Genomic DNA, 13,647 nt, shown 5'->3' with positions numbered 1-13,647 from the left:
TCAGAGCGCTTTCGCCGCACCGGTGCGGCCGTTGAACTCCTCGATCATCGCGTCCCAGGCCGGCACCAGGTCCAGGAGGCCGTCCCAGAACTTCTGGTCGCGGCGACGGTTGAAGTCCTCGATGGCGACGCCCTGCTGTTCGACCCAGGTGAAGTAGCCCAGGTTGAAGATCCGCTTGCGATCGACCCGGGAGAGCTCGTGCAGGTGGTCGACGGCAACCCGCTTGATCTCGCCGGCCCACACCTCGGCGGCGTGGATGGTGTCGAAATCGCCGCCGAAATAGCGGCTCGTCGCCATCTCCTTTTCGGTGCCGTACATCTCGGCGCCGTCGGTGGCCACGGTCATGATCACGTCCTCGGGGCCGAGGTCCAGGTACTTCGCCGTCTTGATGGCGGCCAGCAGGTTGCAGATGCCCGAAAGCCCGACGTCGGAAAGGGCGGCCAGCACGTCGGCGGCGATGCCGTGGCGTTCGGCCAGGTAACGGCGGCCGACCTCGGTGTTGAACAGCACGCCGATGGTGTCGGTCGATTCGTCGCTGACGGCGGCCACGAAGTCGGTGTTCATGACGTTGTGAATGTAGGGCACGTGCTTGTCGCCGATGCCCTGGATGTTGTGCTCGCCGAAGCCGTTATAAAGCAGCGTCGGGCATTCCAGCGCCTCGACGGCGATGATGCGGGCGCCGAAGCGATCCTTCAGATAGTCGCCGGCCGCCAGCGTGCCGCCCGAACCGGAGGCCGAGACATAGGCCGCCAGGTTGAGGCCCGCCTTTTCGCCGCCCAGCGACTCGAAGACGGCGCCCAGCGCCGGGCCGGTGCAGACGCGGTGCACCAGGTAGTTCCCGAACTCGCAGAACTGGTTGAAAATGACGTTGGCCGGGTCGCGATCGAGCTCGGCGCACTTGTCGTAGATTTCCTTGACGTTGCTCTCCGAGCCCGGCGTGCGGATGATGTCGCCCATGTCGGTCACCCACTTCTCCAGCCAGGCGAAGCGCTCGCGGCTCATGTTCTCGGGCAGCACGGCGACGCCGCGGCAGCCCATGATGCGCGAGATGGCGACGCCGCCGCGGCAGTAGTTGCCGGTGGAGGGCCAGATGGCGCGATGCTGGCTGGGATCGAACTGTCCGGTGATGACGCGCGGCGCCAGGCAGCCATAGGCGGCCAGCACCTTGTGGGCGCGGATCATCGGAAACCGCTCGCCCAGCGCCAGCACGATGCGGGCCGGCACGCCGGACAGCGCCGACGGAATCTCCAGGAAAGCCGGCTGGGCGACGCTGCCCTTGCGGTCGGCGGCGTTGTACCAGTGCACGCGGAACAGGTTGAGCGGATCGGCGCGGTCTGGATCGGCCGACGCGACGCGGCGGCGCACCGCCTCGGGGATGCGGTCGGGCTCGGCCAACTGCGAGAAGGTGGGCAGCACGATACCGGCGTCGCGGAAGCGGCGGACCGAGTTGTCGTAGATCGCCTTGTCGACGATTCCGGTTTCGAGGCCGAGCGTGGTCATGAAGGAAAGCTCCTGACGGTCGGCGTGTCGGCCCTTCATCATGGCAGAGAAACGGACCCGGCGCGCCGGAAATGGATGATGGGGACGCTTAGTACCTTCTCCGCCGCCGCAAGGCAATGGTCGGGGAGGGGACGGTCCGTTCAGGACAGCGCGCGCAGGTCGGCGCGCAGGCGGTCGGGGTCGGAGCCGGCGAGGCGGCGCTCGACCGCCGCGTGTGACGCCCTCCAAATGGGGAACGCCTTGGCCAGCAATGTCCGGCCGGCGGCCGTCAGCGCCAGGCGGCGGCTGCGCCGGTCGGACTCGTCGACCGATACCGTCAGCAAACCGCGCCGCTCCAGCGGTTTGAGGTTGGCGGTCAGCGTCGTGCGGTCCATGGCCAGCAGGGCGGCGACCTCGCCCATGGCCGGCGGCTTGGGGCGGTTGAGCGACATCAGCAGGGAGAACTGGCCGTTGGTCAGCGCCACCGGCCGCAGCGCCTCGTCGAAATGGCGCGCCATCGCGCGGGCCGCCCGCTGCACGTGAAGGCAAAGACAGGTGTCGCGTACTTTTATTGTGATTTCGTACGGCAGACTATTGTCATCGCGCATGGCGGCACCATATTGCGTTGATATCAATATAATCGCCCGAGCGAGATAAATCCATACCTTTCATCGGGAAATGCGCTGGAGGCCGCAATGACGCAGAAAGTTTTCATCCTGGTCGGCACCAAAAAAGGCGCCTTCATTTTCGAAAGCGAGCCCGGCCGGCGGGCGTGGGCGCAGCGCGGCCCCTACTGCGAGACGTGGCCGTTGAACCACATGGTCGGCGACGCGGCGAGCGGTGCCATCTATGCCGGCGGCGGCAACGAATGGTTCGGCCCGGCGGTCTGGAAATCGACGGATCTCGGCAGGACGTGGACGCATTCGAGCGAGGGGCTGGCCTACGAGGCCGGCGAACAGCCGATCAAGTCGGTGTGGAGTCTGGCGCCTCGCAACGGCAGCCTTTATGCCGGCGTCGAGCCGGCCGGCCTCTTTCGCAGCGACGACGGCGGCCAGTCGTGGTCCCACGTCGCCGGACTTCGCGAGCATCCGTCCCGCCCCCACTGGCAGCCGGGCGGCGGCGGCCTCATCCTGCATTCGCTGGTTCGCCATCCGACCGACGACCACCAGATTTGGGTCGGCATTTCGGCGGCCGGCGTTTTTTACACGGCCGACGGCGGCGCCACCTGGCAGCCGCGCAACCAGGGGACGCGGGCCGATTTCCTGCCGGAAGGGGAACGCTATCCCGAGATGGGCCAGTGCGTGCACTGTCTGGTGATGGCGCCTGGAAAGTCCGAACGGCTGTACCAGCAGAACCATTGCGGCATGTATCGCAGCGACGACGGCGGTGAGCGCTGGGAGAGCATCGAGGCGGGCCTGCCGTCCTCCTTCGGGTTTCCGGCGGCGGCCCATCCGTACGACCCCGAAACCCTCTACCTGCTGCCGCTCAACGGTGATTCGTCGGGGCGCTATGTGCCGGAGGCCAAGGCTGCGGTGTGGCGGACCCGCGACGGTGGCGCCACCTGGCGGGCGCTGCGCAAGGGGCTGCCCCAGGAGAACGTCTATTTCGGCGTGCTTCGCCAGGCCATGGCCACCGACCGGCTGGAGCCGGCCGGCGTCTACTTCGGTACCAACACCGGCATGCTGTTCGCCAGCGCCGACGAGGGCGAAAGCTGGAGCCGCGTCGCCGAGTATCTGCCGCCCATCCTGTCGGTCGAGACGCTGGTGGCCGAGGCATGAGCGCGGCCCCGGTGATCGTGCGCCTGCCCGACGCCCTGCTGGCCCTGTTCCCGGGGGCGCCCCGGCGGCTGGAAATCGCCGCGGCGACGGTCGGCGAGGCGATCGAGGGTCTCGATCGCCGCTGGCCGGGCATGCGCGACCGGCTGTGCGATTCGACGCCGGCCATCCGCCGCCACATCAACGTTTTCGTCGAGGGCGAGCGCGCCACCCTGGAGACCCGAATTCAACCCGGCGCCGAGGTGTTCGTCCTGACGGCCATCAGCGGCGGCCGACCGCCGGCGGACGGCCGGGCATAAAAGCGGCATCGGTGCCGTCTATGGCTATGTCGAAGTGCGGATGAAGGAAAGGACGATGAGCCTTCACGGAAGCTGCCACTGCGGGAAGATTGCGTACACTGTGAACGTGGAGCCACCGACCGACGCCATCGAATGCAACTGCTCGATCTGCCGGCGGAAGGGCTCGCTGTTGGCTTTCTTCACGCCAGACCAATTTACCCTCAAGACGTCGCGCGACGACATATCCGTCTACACCTTCAACCAGCACGTCATTCGCCACCAATTCTGCAAGGTCTGCGGCTGCGGGCCGTTCGCCGAGGGCGTGGGGCCCGGCGGCCAGGCGATGGTGGCCATCAACCTGCGCTGCGTCGAAGGCATCGACCTCGCGAAAATCAGGATCACGCCGTTCGACGGGGCCAGCCTGTAGGACGGCATCAGGCACATCACGGAGGGAGACAGAGGAGAGAAGACAATGAGTCCCGATACGATGACCCACAGGAAGATCGAAACCACCGCCGAGGACGAAATCCGTGCCGCGGTCGACAGCTGGGTGAAAGCCGTTGTCGCGCGCGACATCGAAGGGATCATGTCGCATTACGCCCCGGACGTCGTTTCCTTCGACGCCATCGTGGCCCTGCAATTCAAGGGCCGGGAGGCCTACCGCAAGCATTGGGAAGCCTGCCTTTCCATGTGCGAGGGCGAGATGGCGTTCGAGGTTCACGAACTGGCGGTCGCGGCCGAGCGCGACGTCGCCTTCTGCCACTATCTAGTGACATGCGGCGCCACCAAGGAGGATGGCGAAAAGCAGGTCGGTTGGATGCGCGCCACCGTCTGCTATCGCTCGATCGGCGAGAGGTGGCTGATCGTGCACGAGCACTTCTCGGCGCCGTTCGACATGGAGAGCGGCAAGGCGCTGCTCGATCTCGTGCCCTAGGGCATCCTTTCCACGCGAACCACAAGGAATCCCCCATGCAAGTTCAGCCTTATCTGTTCTTCAACGGCCGCTGCGAGGAGGCCATCGAGTTCTACCGCAAGGCTCTGGGTGCCGAGGTGGAGATGCTTGTGCGTTTCAAGGACAGTCCGGACGAGCACCCCCCGGAGATGGGGGAGATCGATCCAGAAAGCGTGATGCACGCCACCCTCAAGATCGGCGATGCGGTCCTGTTGGCCTCTGACGGTTGCGGCAACGAGCCCACGAGTTTCAAGGGCTTTTCGCTGTCGCTGACGGCCACTAGCAAAACTGAGGCCGACCGCTTTTTCAATGCGCTGGCCGACGGCGGCGAGGTGCAGATGCCGTTGGGAGAGACTTTCTTCTCTCCACGCTTCGGCATGCTGACCGACCGCTTCGGCGTGTCGTGGATGATCTACGTCGCCCCGGCGGCCACCGCGGCGGCAGCCGCTTGAGACGAGGAAAGATGCCATGCGATTCATGATGCTGATGATCCCCAAGGGCTATGAGACGGCCGAGCCGGACACCATGCCGGACGCCGACGCGGTGGCCGCCATGATGAAGTACAACGAAGCCCTGAAGGAGGCCGGCGTGTTGCTTTCGCTCGACGGCCTTCACCCGCCGTCGGCGGGGGTCCGCGTCTCGTTCGCCGGCGGCAAGCCGGAGGTGACCGAGGGGCCGTTCCCCGGCGCGACGGAATGCCTCGGCGGCTATTGGATGATCGACGTGAAGTCGAAGGAAGACGCGATCGCCTGGGCCAAGCGCTGCCCGGCGTCGGAAAACGAGACCATCGAGATCCGCCAGGTGTTCGAGATGGAGGAGTTCCCCGCCGACGTCCAGGAAGCCGCGGCAGGGTTCGCCGATATGCAGGCCGAAACGCGGCAGCGCCGGAAGGCGTGACGTCACTACCCCGGCGCGCCGTCACTCGCGGGTGGCGCGCCGGGGGGCGATGCCGGTGTAGCGCTTGAACAGCCGGCTGAAATAGTAGGGATCGGCATAGCCCAACAGGCTGGCGGTATCCTTGACCGAGCGGCCGGTATTGAGGAAGTCCTTGGCCCGCTCGATGCGCCGGTATTGCTGGAAGCGGGCCGGGGTATAGCCGATGAACTGGCGGAAGACGCGGATGAAATAGTCGCGGCTGTAGGGCACGCGCCCCAGCACCCGCTCCACGTGGTCGCGATCCAGGATATCGTCGCTGATCTTGATGGCGGTGCTGGCGACGTGCCAGGGCAGGCTGTTGCCGCCCTTCCAGGCGATGAAGGCCTCGTTGATGAATTCCAGCAGCAGGGTGAGAAACAGATAGTGCTGCTGGAGCGAGTTGGTCTCCTCGGGGCTGACCGCCATGTAGAACTCGACCAGCGGGCGGATTTCCTTCCAGCGCGAGAAGGTGACCAGCGGCTTGACCGAGATCAGCGAAAAAAGGTCGATCTCGTTGAACAGCTTGAGGTCGAAGTGCTGGGCCGGCCCGGTGTAAAGGCCGCCCCCGGCATGGTGGCCGCGATAGCGGGTGCCGGCCGGCACGAACAACGCCTGGCCCTCGGCGATGGTGTAGGGTTCCTCGTCCAGCAGGTAATGGGCGGCGCCGGTCAGGCAGATGAACAGGTCGTGGCAGTCGATGCGCTTGTCGACGTGCCACTTCTCGTCGTGGCGCATGCGGATGAGCGTGCGCGGCAGGGCCAGCGTCAGGTTGCCAGACGGCAAAACGTTGATGGGATTTTCAACGATTCCGTCCATCTTTTTCGCCCGATCCCTCCATTGCCGCCGGCCCGCTTCCCCGTCATCCTTTTCAGGCTGACCCTATCACGAACGGGGTAGGGTGGCGATGGCGCGGGCGCGTCGGAAATCAACAAGAAGCGCGCCCGGTAGATCTGGGACGCTGCATGTACGAGAACAGGCTTCTCGGCTTCACCTATGTGACGCCCTATGTGATCGGGTTGCTGGTCTTCACGGCCTTCCCGTTCCTGGCCTCCCTGGGGCTGAGCTTCACCGAGTACAACCTGATCGATCCGCCCTATTGGGTGGGCCTCGAGAACTTCGAGTACATGTTCTTCAAGGACCGGGTGTTCTGGAAGTCGCTGTCCGTCACGCTCCTCTACGTCTTCATGACGGTGCCGCTGAAGCTGGTCTTCGCGCTCTACATCGCGCACATCCTCAATTTCCGCTTGAAGGGCATCAACCTTTTCAGGACCGCCTACTACGTGCCCTCGATCCTCGGCGGGTCCGTCGCCATCGCCGTGCTGTGGCGCTACATGTTCGCCGACTACGGGGTGATCAACCTGATCCTGGGCGCCGTCGGCATCGACCCGGTGCCGTGGTTCGGCCAGCCGGGCTGGGCGCTGTTCACCATCACGCTGCTCCGCCTCTGGCAGTTCGGCTCGGCCATGGTCATCTTCCTGGCCGCGCTGCAGAACGTGCCGCAATCCCTCTACGAGGCGGCGCTGATCGACGGCGCCAATAAGTGGCAGGCCTTCCTCAAGATCACCGTGCCCCTGATCACGCCGGTCATCTTCTTCAATTTCGTCATGCAGTTGGTCCAGGCTTTCCAGGAGTTCAACGGCCCCTACATCATCACCGGCGGCGGACCGCTCAAGGCCACCTACCTGCTGCCGCTTTACGTCTATGACGCCGCCTTCCGGGACTTCGAGATGGGCTACGGCTCGGCGCTGGCGTGGGTGCTGTTCACCATCGTTATGGTGTTCACCGTCATCGCGTTTGCCACCTCGAAGTACTGGGTCTTCTATTCCGGCGACAAGCGGAGCTGAGGGGCCATGCACAAGACGCTCATTTCCGAATTGTCCCCGGATGCCCTGGCCGAAGTCCGCCGCACCGAACGGCGCCAGCGGCTCAACGCGGCCGTCCGCTATGCCATCCTGATCGCCTGCGGCTTCGCCATGATCTATCCGCTGCTGTGGCTGGTCGGCGCGTCGTTCAAGACCAACCACGAGATCTTCACCGAGATCGGCTTCATTCCGCTGGCCCCGACGGTGGACGGCTACATCGAAGGCTGGAAGACCTCGACCGAGTACACCTTCGGGCGCTTCTTCCTCAATACTTTCGCCATCCTGATCCCGAAGGTTTTGGCCACCGCTTTCTCCTCGGTGCTGGTCGCTTACGGCTTCGCGCGTTTCGAGTTCCCCGGCAAGAAACTGCTGTTCGCCGTCCTCATCGGCACCCTGCTGCTGCCCAACGTGGTGACCCGCATCCCGCAGTACATTCTGTTCCGCGAGCTGGGCTGGCTGGATTCCTACCTGCCGCTGTGGGTGCCGCAACTGTTCGCGGTCGACGCCTTCTTCGTCTTCATGCTGATCCAGTTCTTAAGGGGCATCCCGCGCGACATGGAGGAGGCGGCGATGATCGACGGCTGCCGTCCGACCCAGGTCCTGATCCACATCGTCATTCCCATCCTCAAGCCGGCCATCATCTCGGTCTGCCTGTTCCAGTTCATGTGGTCGATGAACGACTTCCTGGGGCCGCTGATCTACATCTCGTCGGTCGAGAAATACCCCATCGCGCTGGCGCTCAAGATGTCGATCTCGGTCACCGAATCCTTCGAATGGAACCGCATTCTGTCGATGACGGTGCTGGCCCTCGTCCCGTCGCTCGTCGTCTTCTTCCTGGCCCAGAAGTACTTCATCGAGGGAATCTCGACCACCGGACTGAAAGGATAAGCAGGCCGCCATGTCCGCCGTCATCCTGAGACAGCTTTCCAAGGTCTATCCGAACGGCTTCAAGGCCGTCCACGAGATCGACCTCGACGTGAAGGACGGCGAGTTCATGGTCCTCATCGGCCCGTCCGGCTGCGCCAAGTCGACCACGCTTCGCATGATCGCCGGCCTGGAATCGATCTCCGGCGGCGAGGTGCGCATCGGCGGCAGGATCGTCAACAACCTGCCGCCCTACGAGCGCGGCATCGCCATGGTCTTCCAGAACTACGCGCTCTATCCGCACATGAAGGTGCACCGCAACCTGTCGTTCGGCCTTCGACTCAAGCGCCAGCCCGAGGCGGAGATCAAGAAGGCGGTCGACGAGGTGGCGGCCATCCTGGAGATCGAGGAGCTGCTGGAGCGCCTGCCCAAGGAGCTGTCGGGCGGCCAGGCGCAGCGGGTGGCGGTGGGTCGCGCGCTGATCAAGAAGCCGCAGGTGTTCCTGTTCGACGAGCCGCTGTCCAACCTCGACGCCAAGCTGCGCGCCTCGATGCGTGTGCGCATCACCGAACTGCACCGGCGCCTCAAGGCCGACGGGCTCAACGCCACGGTCATCTACGTCACCCACGACCAGACCGAGGCGATGACCATGGGCGATCGGATCTGTGTGCTCAAGGAAGGCCACATCATGCAGGTCGACACGCCGACCCGCCTCTTTGATCGGCCGGCCAACACCTTCGTCGCCGGCTTCCTGGGCTCGCCCGAGATGAACCTGCGCCCGGCCCGCCTTACCCGCGAGAACGGCGCACCGGCCCTCAGGGTCGGCGGCTTCACCGTGGCCCTGCCCGAAGACAAGGCCAGCTGCCTTGCCGACCGGCCGGACGGCGACGTCGTGCTCGGCATCCGCCCGCCCTTCATCGAACTGGCCAAGCCAGACACCGAGGGCGCGGTGGAAGGCACGCTCAAATTCGTCGAGTTCATGGGCCACGAGGTGTTCATCTATTTCGACCTCGACGGCGAGGAATACACCGCCGTCAACCGCATCGAAAACCCCGGCCTGCTGCATGCCCTGAAAGTGGGGGAACGGGCGCGTTTCCGCCTGCTCATGGACCGCGCCCACGTCTTCGACCCGAGGAGCGGACTCAATCTGACGTTATCAATGAACGCGTGAGGAGGAGAAAAGCGATGAAGTGGTTACCCGCAGTGGCGTCCGCCGTTCTGGCGGGCCTGTTCACGACCACGGTGTCGGCGGCCGATCCCGTGGAAATCCGCATGTCCTGGTGGGGCGGCGAGGCCCGCCACAAACAGACGCAGGATGCGCTGAAGGCCTTCGAGGCGAAATATCCCGGCATCAAGGTGAAGGCCGAGTACACCGGCTGGCAAGGCCATCTGGAGCGCATCACCACCCAGATTGCCGGCGGCACCGAACCCGACCTGATGCAGATCAACTGGCCGTGGCTGCCCTTGTTCTCCAAGCGCGGCGACGGCTTCGCCGACCTCAACGAGTTCAAGGACGTGCTCGACCTCAAGCAGTTCAGCGCCGACGTGCTCAAGACCGGCATGATCAAGGGCAAACTCAACGGCCTGCCGGTGTCGATCACCGGGCGCGTCTACATGTTCAATCCGGCGGTCTTCAAGAAAGCCGGACGGGATATTCCGAAGAGCTGGGACGACATGATTGCCGCCGCCCCCGCCTTCAAGAAGCTCGGCGCCGAGTACTATCCCTTCGACACCACCGACCTGAACCCGTGGTATGCCGCGGTGCACTATGTCACCCAGATGACCGGCAAGTCCTTTATCGACCCGGACAGCAACGAAATCGCCTGGACCAAGGACGAGGTGGCCAAGGGCCTGCAGTTCTATGTCGACCTCGAGGACAAGGGGGTCATCCCGAACTACGAGAAGACCAGCGCCGAGGGCGGCACCAAGCTGGAGCTGCACCAGAAGAAGGCGTGGATCGAGGGCAAGCTCGGCGGTTCCTACGAGTGGGATTCGGTGTGGGCCAAGTTCCGCGACCCGCTGGGCAAGGATCAGGACCTGGTGCCGGTGAAGACGCTGATGTTCAAGGGGGCCAAGAGCGAGGGCCTGCTGCGCAAGCCGACCATGATGTTCTCGATCTCCAAGAACTCGAAGCACAAGAAGGAAGCGGCGACGCTGCTGAACTTCCTGATGAACGATCCGGCGGCGGTCAAGATCCTGGGCGATTCGCGCGGCATTCCGGCCAGCAAGGTGGCGGCCGACATGCTGGTCAAGGAAGGGCTCGTCAACAAGCCGGTGGCCTTCGCCCACGACATCGTCATGAGCGGCCAGGCGCCGCAGCTTTCGACCTTCTTCGAGCATCCCAAGATGCAGGAGCTCTATCGCTCGACCATGGAGCAGCTGAGCTATCGCAAGATCTCGGTGAAGGACGCCGCGGCCCGTCTCGTCGACGAGGGCGGCGACATCCTCGCCAAGGCGACGCGGTGACCTGACGGGGATGGTGGAGTTCGGCTTCGCCATCCCCCTTTTTTCCTGCGGTTTTCCCCACCGGCGCCCGCCGGCCGAAAGGCCCACGATGAACCTGGCTTTGCTTTCCGCCACCGCCCGCACGGCGGCCTTCGAGGTCGTCGACGCGGCGGGCCCCGACCTCGACGCGGCGTTTCCCGTCCGGCTGGACGGCGAGGCCGTGTTCGAGACGGCGGCGGCGGTGTTCGTGCTGAACGACCTGATGCCGGATACCGGCTATGCCGTCCAGGTGGCGGACGGATCGGCTTTGGCGTTTCGCACCCGGGCCGAGACGGCGGCCTTGGACGTGCGCCTGTTCGGCGCCGTCGGCGACGGAACGCACGACGACACGGCGGCGTTGCAGGCGGCCATCGCCGCCTGCCCGGCCGGTGGCACGGTCATTTTCGGCCCCGGCCAGTGGGCCAGCGGCCCGCTCTTTCTCAAGAGCGGCACCACCCTTTATCTGCGTCCCGGCGCCACGCTCAAGGGCCATGCCGCGCGGGCGCGCTATCCGATCCTGCCGGGACGCATCGAACGGTCCGGCCGGCCCGATCTTTTCCTCGGGTCATGGGAAGGCGATCCCGACGATTGTTTCGCCTCCCTGCTGACCGGGCTCGACGTCGCCGACGTCGCCATCGTCGGCGGCGGCGTCATCGACGGCAACGCGGCGGCCGGCGACTGGTGGCAATGGCCGAAGGAAAAGCGCCCGGCCCGCCGCCCGCGCACGCTGTTCTTCAACGCCTGCCGCGACGTCCTGGTCCAGGGCGTGACGATCTGCAACTCGCCGTCGTGGACCGTCCATCCGCTGTTCTCGCGGGGGCTGCGCTTCCACGGCCTGACCATCGAAAACCCGAAGGATTCCCCCAACACCGACGGCCTCGATCCGGAAAGCTGCGAGGACGTCGAGATCGTCGGCGGGCGCTTCTCGGTGGGCGACGACTGCATCGCCATCAAATCGGGCAAGATCTTCCTGGGCCGTTTGCTGAAGCGGCCGAGCCGCGGCATCCGCATCCGCCGCTGCCGGATGGAATACGGCCACGGCGCCGTGGTCATCGGCAGCGAGATGGCGGGCGGCGTCGGCGATGTCGAGATCGGCCACTGTCTGTTCCGCCAGACCGACCGGGGCTTAAGGATCAAGACCCGGCGGGGGCGCGGCGAGGACGGCATCGTCGATGGCATCCACCTGCACGACGTCCGCATGGAGGACGTCGCCGATCCGTTGGTCATCAACGCCTTTTATTACTGCGACCCCGACGGCAAGAGCGACTACGTCCAGGACCGCCGGCCATTGCCCGTCGACGCCGGCACGCCGACGGTACGCAACATCCGCTTCGAGCGGGTGGAAGCCACCGGCGTGCGCCACGCCGCCGCCTATGTCCTGGGCCTGCCCGAGCGCCCGGTCTCGGGGCTCGTCGTGCGTGACGTTCGCATCGGCTTCGCCGCCGACGCCGAGCCGGCGCCGCCGGTCATGGCCTGCGGGGTCGCGCCGCTGGCCCGGGCGGGCTTCGTTTTCATCAATGTCGAGGGGCCCGTCGTCGAAAACGTTTCGGCGCCCGGCGTGGCCGGGCCCCTGTTGGCTTTTCCCGGAGATCAGGACCCGTGATCGATCGCTTTATCCGCCATTACGTCGACGGCTACCATGCCTACAAGAACGGCCGCTGGTGCTACGAGGACGGCTGCTTCTACAAGGGACTCGCCGATCTTTACCTGGCGGGCCAGGGCGACTGGCTGCTCGAGAAGCTGATCGACCATGTCAATCGGCGGGTCGAGCCCGACGGCGTCATCGAAGGCTACGTCATGGACGACTTCAGCCTGGACAATGTCCAGGCCGGCCGGGTGCTGTTCCTGCTGCGTGACGAAACCGGCGATCCCCGCTATGCCAAGGCGCTGCACACCCTGCGCGCGCAGTTGATCGACCACCCGCGCACGCGGGCCAACAGCTTCTGGCACAAGAAGGCCTATCCCTGGCAGGTCTGGCTGGACGGCCTCTACATGGCGCTGCCCCTGCTCGCGGCCTACAGCCTGGACTACGAGGAAGGGGCGGCGCTCGCCGACGTCCGCGGCCAGATCGAGACGGTGCGCCGGGTCATGCATGATGCCCGCACGGGGCTCTACTACCACGGCTACGACGAAAGCCGCGGCGCCGGGTGGGCCGATCCCGAAACCGGCCTGTCGGCGTCGTTCTGGTCGCGCGCCATCGGTTGGTACGCCATGGCGCTCGCCGATCTGGTCGAGATCGTGCCGGCCGGCCATGCCGACCGTGCCTTCTATGCCGGCCTGCTGCAAGAGGTTGCTGACGCCGTGCTGGCCTGGCGGCAACCCGACGGCCTGTGGATGCAGGTGATGGATCAGCCGGGCCGTCCCGGCAACTATCCCGAAAGCTCGTGCACGGCGATGTTCGCCTACGCCTTTCTCAAGGGCCATCGGCTGGGCGTCCTCGATGCGGCCAAGGCCGACGGGGCGCGCCGCTCGCTGAATGGCCTTGTCGAGCGCTACCTGAACGGGCCCGTGAACGGCACCGCGCTTGGCGGCATCTGCCTGATGGCGGGCCTGGGCGACATCAACGGCGAATTCGGCTGTCGCGACGGCTCTTTTGAATATTACGTCCGCGAGCCGGTGGTGGCGAACGATCCCAAGGGGGTCGGCCCCTTCATGATGGCCGAGGCCGAACGCCGCCGGCTGGGCTGAACCGGGTTTCAGATAACGCTCGCACCGATCGCCCACAGGCTGACGGCGAGGCGGGCCAAGTGGGCCCACAGCGGCGGCCCCGTGTAGCGGCCGGCGCTGCGCCACACGGCGATGGCAATGAAGACGTTATAAGGGACAGGCAGCAGAAGGGCGGCCAGGCTCACGGCGTCCGATGCCCCGAGGCTTTGCACGACCACGAAGAGCAAGGTCGCCAAGACGTTGAACAGCGTACCCACCACCATCGCATGCCACCAGAAGACGACCCGCAGCGGGACCTCGCCCAACCACAGCGCCCGCACGCGGGACGGGGATGCCGGCCTTGGGTCGCGCTCCTCGCTCATGGCAGGTTC

Annotated in this window: 16 protein-coding genes; 12 read left to right on the top strand and 4 right to left on the bottom strand. The window is 65.5% G+C overall.

The features are described from left to right. On the bottom strand, positions 1-1,500 hold the full coding sequence (locus ODR01_RS17925) for a pyridoxal-phosphate dependent enzyme (protein ID WP_316979066.1): 1,500 nt from the start codon (positions 1,498-1,500) through the stop codon (positions 1-3). A 140-nt stretch (positions 1,501-1,640) separates the two neighbouring features. Next, positions 1,641-1,997, bottom strand: coding sequence for a MarR family winged helix-turn-helix transcriptional regulator (locus tag ODR01_RS17920; RefSeq protein WP_316979065.1), 357 nt, complete (start codon positions 1,995-1,997; stop codon positions 1,641-1,643). Positions 1,998-2,174: 177 nt separating this feature from the next. Here ODR01_RS17920 and ODR01_RS17915 point away from each other — a divergent pair, with 177 nt between their 5' ends. From ODR01_RS17915 to ODR01_RS17890, 6 genes are read left to right on the top strand one after another with little or no spacing between them, the layout of a single operon-like run. Then, the gene (locus ODR01_RS17915) at positions 2,175-3,257 is read left to right on the top strand and encodes a WD40/YVTN/BNR-like repeat-containing protein (RefSeq protein ID WP_316979064.1); all 1,083 of its coding nucleotides are present in this window, start codon (positions 2,175-2,177) and stop codon (positions 3,255-3,257) included. Further along, positions 3,254-3,553, top strand: coding sequence for a MoaD/ThiS family protein (locus tag ODR01_RS17910; RefSeq protein ID WP_316979063.1), 300 nt, complete (start codon positions 3,254-3,256; stop codon positions 3,551-3,553). The genes ODR01_RS17915 and ODR01_RS17910 overlap by 4 nt, the downstream gene beginning before the upstream one ends. Before the next feature lie 55 nt (positions 3,554-3,608). Beyond that, positions 3,609-3,959: a GFA family protein gene (locus ODR01_RS17905; protein ID WP_316979062.1), complete on the top strand. Its 351-nt coding sequence runs from the start codon at positions 3,609-3,611 to the stop codon at positions 3,957-3,959. 45 nt (positions 3,960-4,004) lie between these two features. Beyond that, complete coding sequence (locus ODR01_RS17900; protein ID WP_316979061.1) at positions 4,005-4,466, top strand: YybH family protein; 462 nt, start codon at positions 4,005-4,007, stop codon at positions 4,464-4,466. Positions 4,467-4,501: 35 nt separating this feature from the next. Then, on the top strand, positions 4,502-4,936 hold the full coding sequence (locus ODR01_RS17895) for a VOC family protein (RefSeq protein WP_316979060.1): 435 nt from the start codon (positions 4,502-4,504) through the stop codon (positions 4,934-4,936). 16 nt (positions 4,937-4,952) lie between these two features. Then, positions 4,953-5,381 (top strand): YciI family protein, encoded by a 429-nt coding sequence (locus tag ODR01_RS17890; RefSeq protein WP_316979059.1) that lies wholly within the window; start codon positions 4,953-4,955, stop codon positions 5,379-5,381. A 21-nt stretch (positions 5,382-5,402) separates the two neighbouring features. Here the strand turns inward: ODR01_RS17890 and ODR01_RS17885 are convergent, their stop codons facing one another. After that, positions 5,403-6,215 (bottom strand): helix-turn-helix transcriptional regulator, encoded by an 813-nt coding sequence (locus ODR01_RS17885; RefSeq protein WP_316979058.1) that lies wholly within the window; start codon positions 6,213-6,215, stop codon positions 5,403-5,405. A 146-nt stretch (positions 6,216-6,361) separates the two neighbouring features. Between ODR01_RS17885 and ODR01_RS17880 the strand changes: the two genes are divergently transcribed. From ODR01_RS17880 to ODR01_RS17855, 6 genes are all read left to right on the top strand, one after another. After that, positions 6,362-7,243, top strand: a complete 882-nt coding sequence (locus ODR01_RS17880) for a carbohydrate ABC transporter permease (RefSeq protein ID WP_316979057.1) — start codon at positions 6,362-6,364, stop codon at positions 7,241-7,243. 6 nt (positions 7,244-7,249) lie between these two features. Beyond that, complete coding sequence (locus ODR01_RS17875) at positions 7,250-8,149, top strand: carbohydrate ABC transporter permease (protein WP_316979056.1); 900 nt, start codon at positions 7,250-7,252, stop codon at positions 8,147-8,149. A gap of 10 nt (positions 8,150-8,159) precedes the next feature. Further along, on the top strand, positions 8,160-9,296 hold the full coding sequence (locus ODR01_RS17870; RefSeq protein WP_316979055.1) for an ABC transporter ATP-binding protein: 1,137 nt from the start codon (positions 8,160-8,162) through the stop codon (positions 9,294-9,296). Positions 9,297-9,310: 14 nt separating this feature from the next. Continuing rightward, positions 9,311-10,591 (top strand): ABC transporter substrate-binding protein, encoded by a 1,281-nt coding sequence (locus ODR01_RS17865; RefSeq protein WP_316979054.1) that lies wholly within the window; start codon positions 9,311-9,313, stop codon positions 10,589-10,591. Positions 10,592-10,679: 88 nt separating this feature from the next. Next, entirely contained in the window at positions 10,680-12,212 is a 1,533-nt protein-coding gene (locus tag ODR01_RS17860; RefSeq protein ID WP_316979053.1) for a glycoside hydrolase family 28 protein, read from the top strand. Next, entirely contained in the window at positions 12,209-13,297 is a 1,089-nt protein-coding gene (locus ODR01_RS17855; protein ID WP_316979052.1) for a glycoside hydrolase family 88/105 protein, read from the top strand. The genes ODR01_RS17860 and ODR01_RS17855 overlap by 4 nt, the downstream gene beginning before the upstream one ends. Positions 13,298-13,305: 8 nt before the next feature. On the opposite strand, the gene ODR01_RS17850 is transcribed toward ODR01_RS17855, so the two are convergent. Then, positions 13,306-13,638, bottom strand: coding sequence for a hypothetical protein (locus ODR01_RS17850; RefSeq protein WP_316979051.1), 333 nt, complete (start codon positions 13,636-13,638; stop codon positions 13,306-13,308). Between the last annotated feature and the right edge of the window lie 9 nt (positions 13,639-13,647).

The sequence above is a fragment of the Shumkonia mesophila genome (genome assembly GCF_026163695.1).
GTDB lineage: Bacteria > Pseudomonadota > Alphaproteobacteria > Rhodospirillales > Shumkoniaceae > Shumkonia > Shumkonia mesophila.
This window is presented reverse-complemented; position numbering and strand designations above follow the sequence as displayed.

Bases quoted from the DNA above. Each gene is read 5' to 3' on its own strand.
- ODR01_RS17925 (WP_316979066.1), bottom strand. From the start codon at position 1,500: ATGACCACGCTCGGCCTCGAAACCGGAATCGTCGACAAGGCGATCTAC.
- ODR01_RS17920 (WP_316979065.1), bottom strand. From the start codon at position 1,997: ATGGCGCGCCATTTCGACGAGGCGCTGCGGCCGGTGGCGCTGACCAAC.
- ODR01_RS17915 (WP_316979064.1), top strand. From the start codon at position 2,175: ATGACGCAGAAAGTTTTCATCCTGGTCGGCACCAAAAAAGGCGCCTTC.
- ODR01_RS17910 (WP_316979063.1), top strand. From the start codon at position 3,254: ATGAGCGCGGCCCCGGTGATCGTGCGCCTGCCCGACGCCCTGCTGGCC.
- ODR01_RS17905 (WP_316979062.1), top strand. From the start codon at position 3,609: ATGAGCCTTCACGGAAGCTGCCACTGCGGGAAGATTGCGTACACTGTG.
- ODR01_RS17900 (WP_316979061.1), top strand. From the start codon at position 4,005: ATGAGTCCCGATACGATGACCCACAGGAAGATCGAAACCACCGCCGAG.
- ODR01_RS17895 (WP_316979060.1), top strand. From the start codon at position 4,502: ATGCAAGTTCAGCCTTATCTGTTCTTCAACGGCCGCTGCGAGGAGGCC.
- ODR01_RS17890 (WP_316979059.1), top strand. From the start codon at position 4,953: ATGCGATTCATGATGCTGATGATCCCCAAGGGCTATGAGACGGCCGAG.
- ODR01_RS17885 (WP_316979058.1), bottom strand. From the start codon at position 6,215: ATGGACGGAATCGTTGAAAATCCCATCAACGTTTTGCCGTCTGGCAAC.
- ODR01_RS17880 (WP_316979057.1), top strand. From the start codon at position 6,362: ATGTACGAGAACAGGCTTCTCGGCTTCACCTATGTGACGCCCTATGTG.
- ODR01_RS17875 (WP_316979056.1), top strand. From the start codon at position 7,250: ATGCACAAGACGCTCATTTCCGAATTGTCCCCGGATGCCCTGGCCGAA.
- ODR01_RS17870 (WP_316979055.1), top strand. From the start codon at position 8,160: ATGTCCGCCGTCATCCTGAGACAGCTTTCCAAGGTCTATCCGAACGGC.
- ODR01_RS17865 (WP_316979054.1), top strand. From the start codon at position 9,311: ATGAAGTGGTTACCCGCAGTGGCGTCCGCCGTTCTGGCGGGCCTGTTC.
- ODR01_RS17860 (WP_316979053.1), top strand. From the start codon at position 10,680: ATGAACCTGGCTTTGCTTTCCGCCACCGCCCGCACGGCGGCCTTCGAG.
- ODR01_RS17850 (WP_316979051.1), bottom strand. From the start codon at position 13,638: ATGAGCGAGGAGCGCGACCCAAGGCCGGCATCCCCGTCCCGCGTGCGG.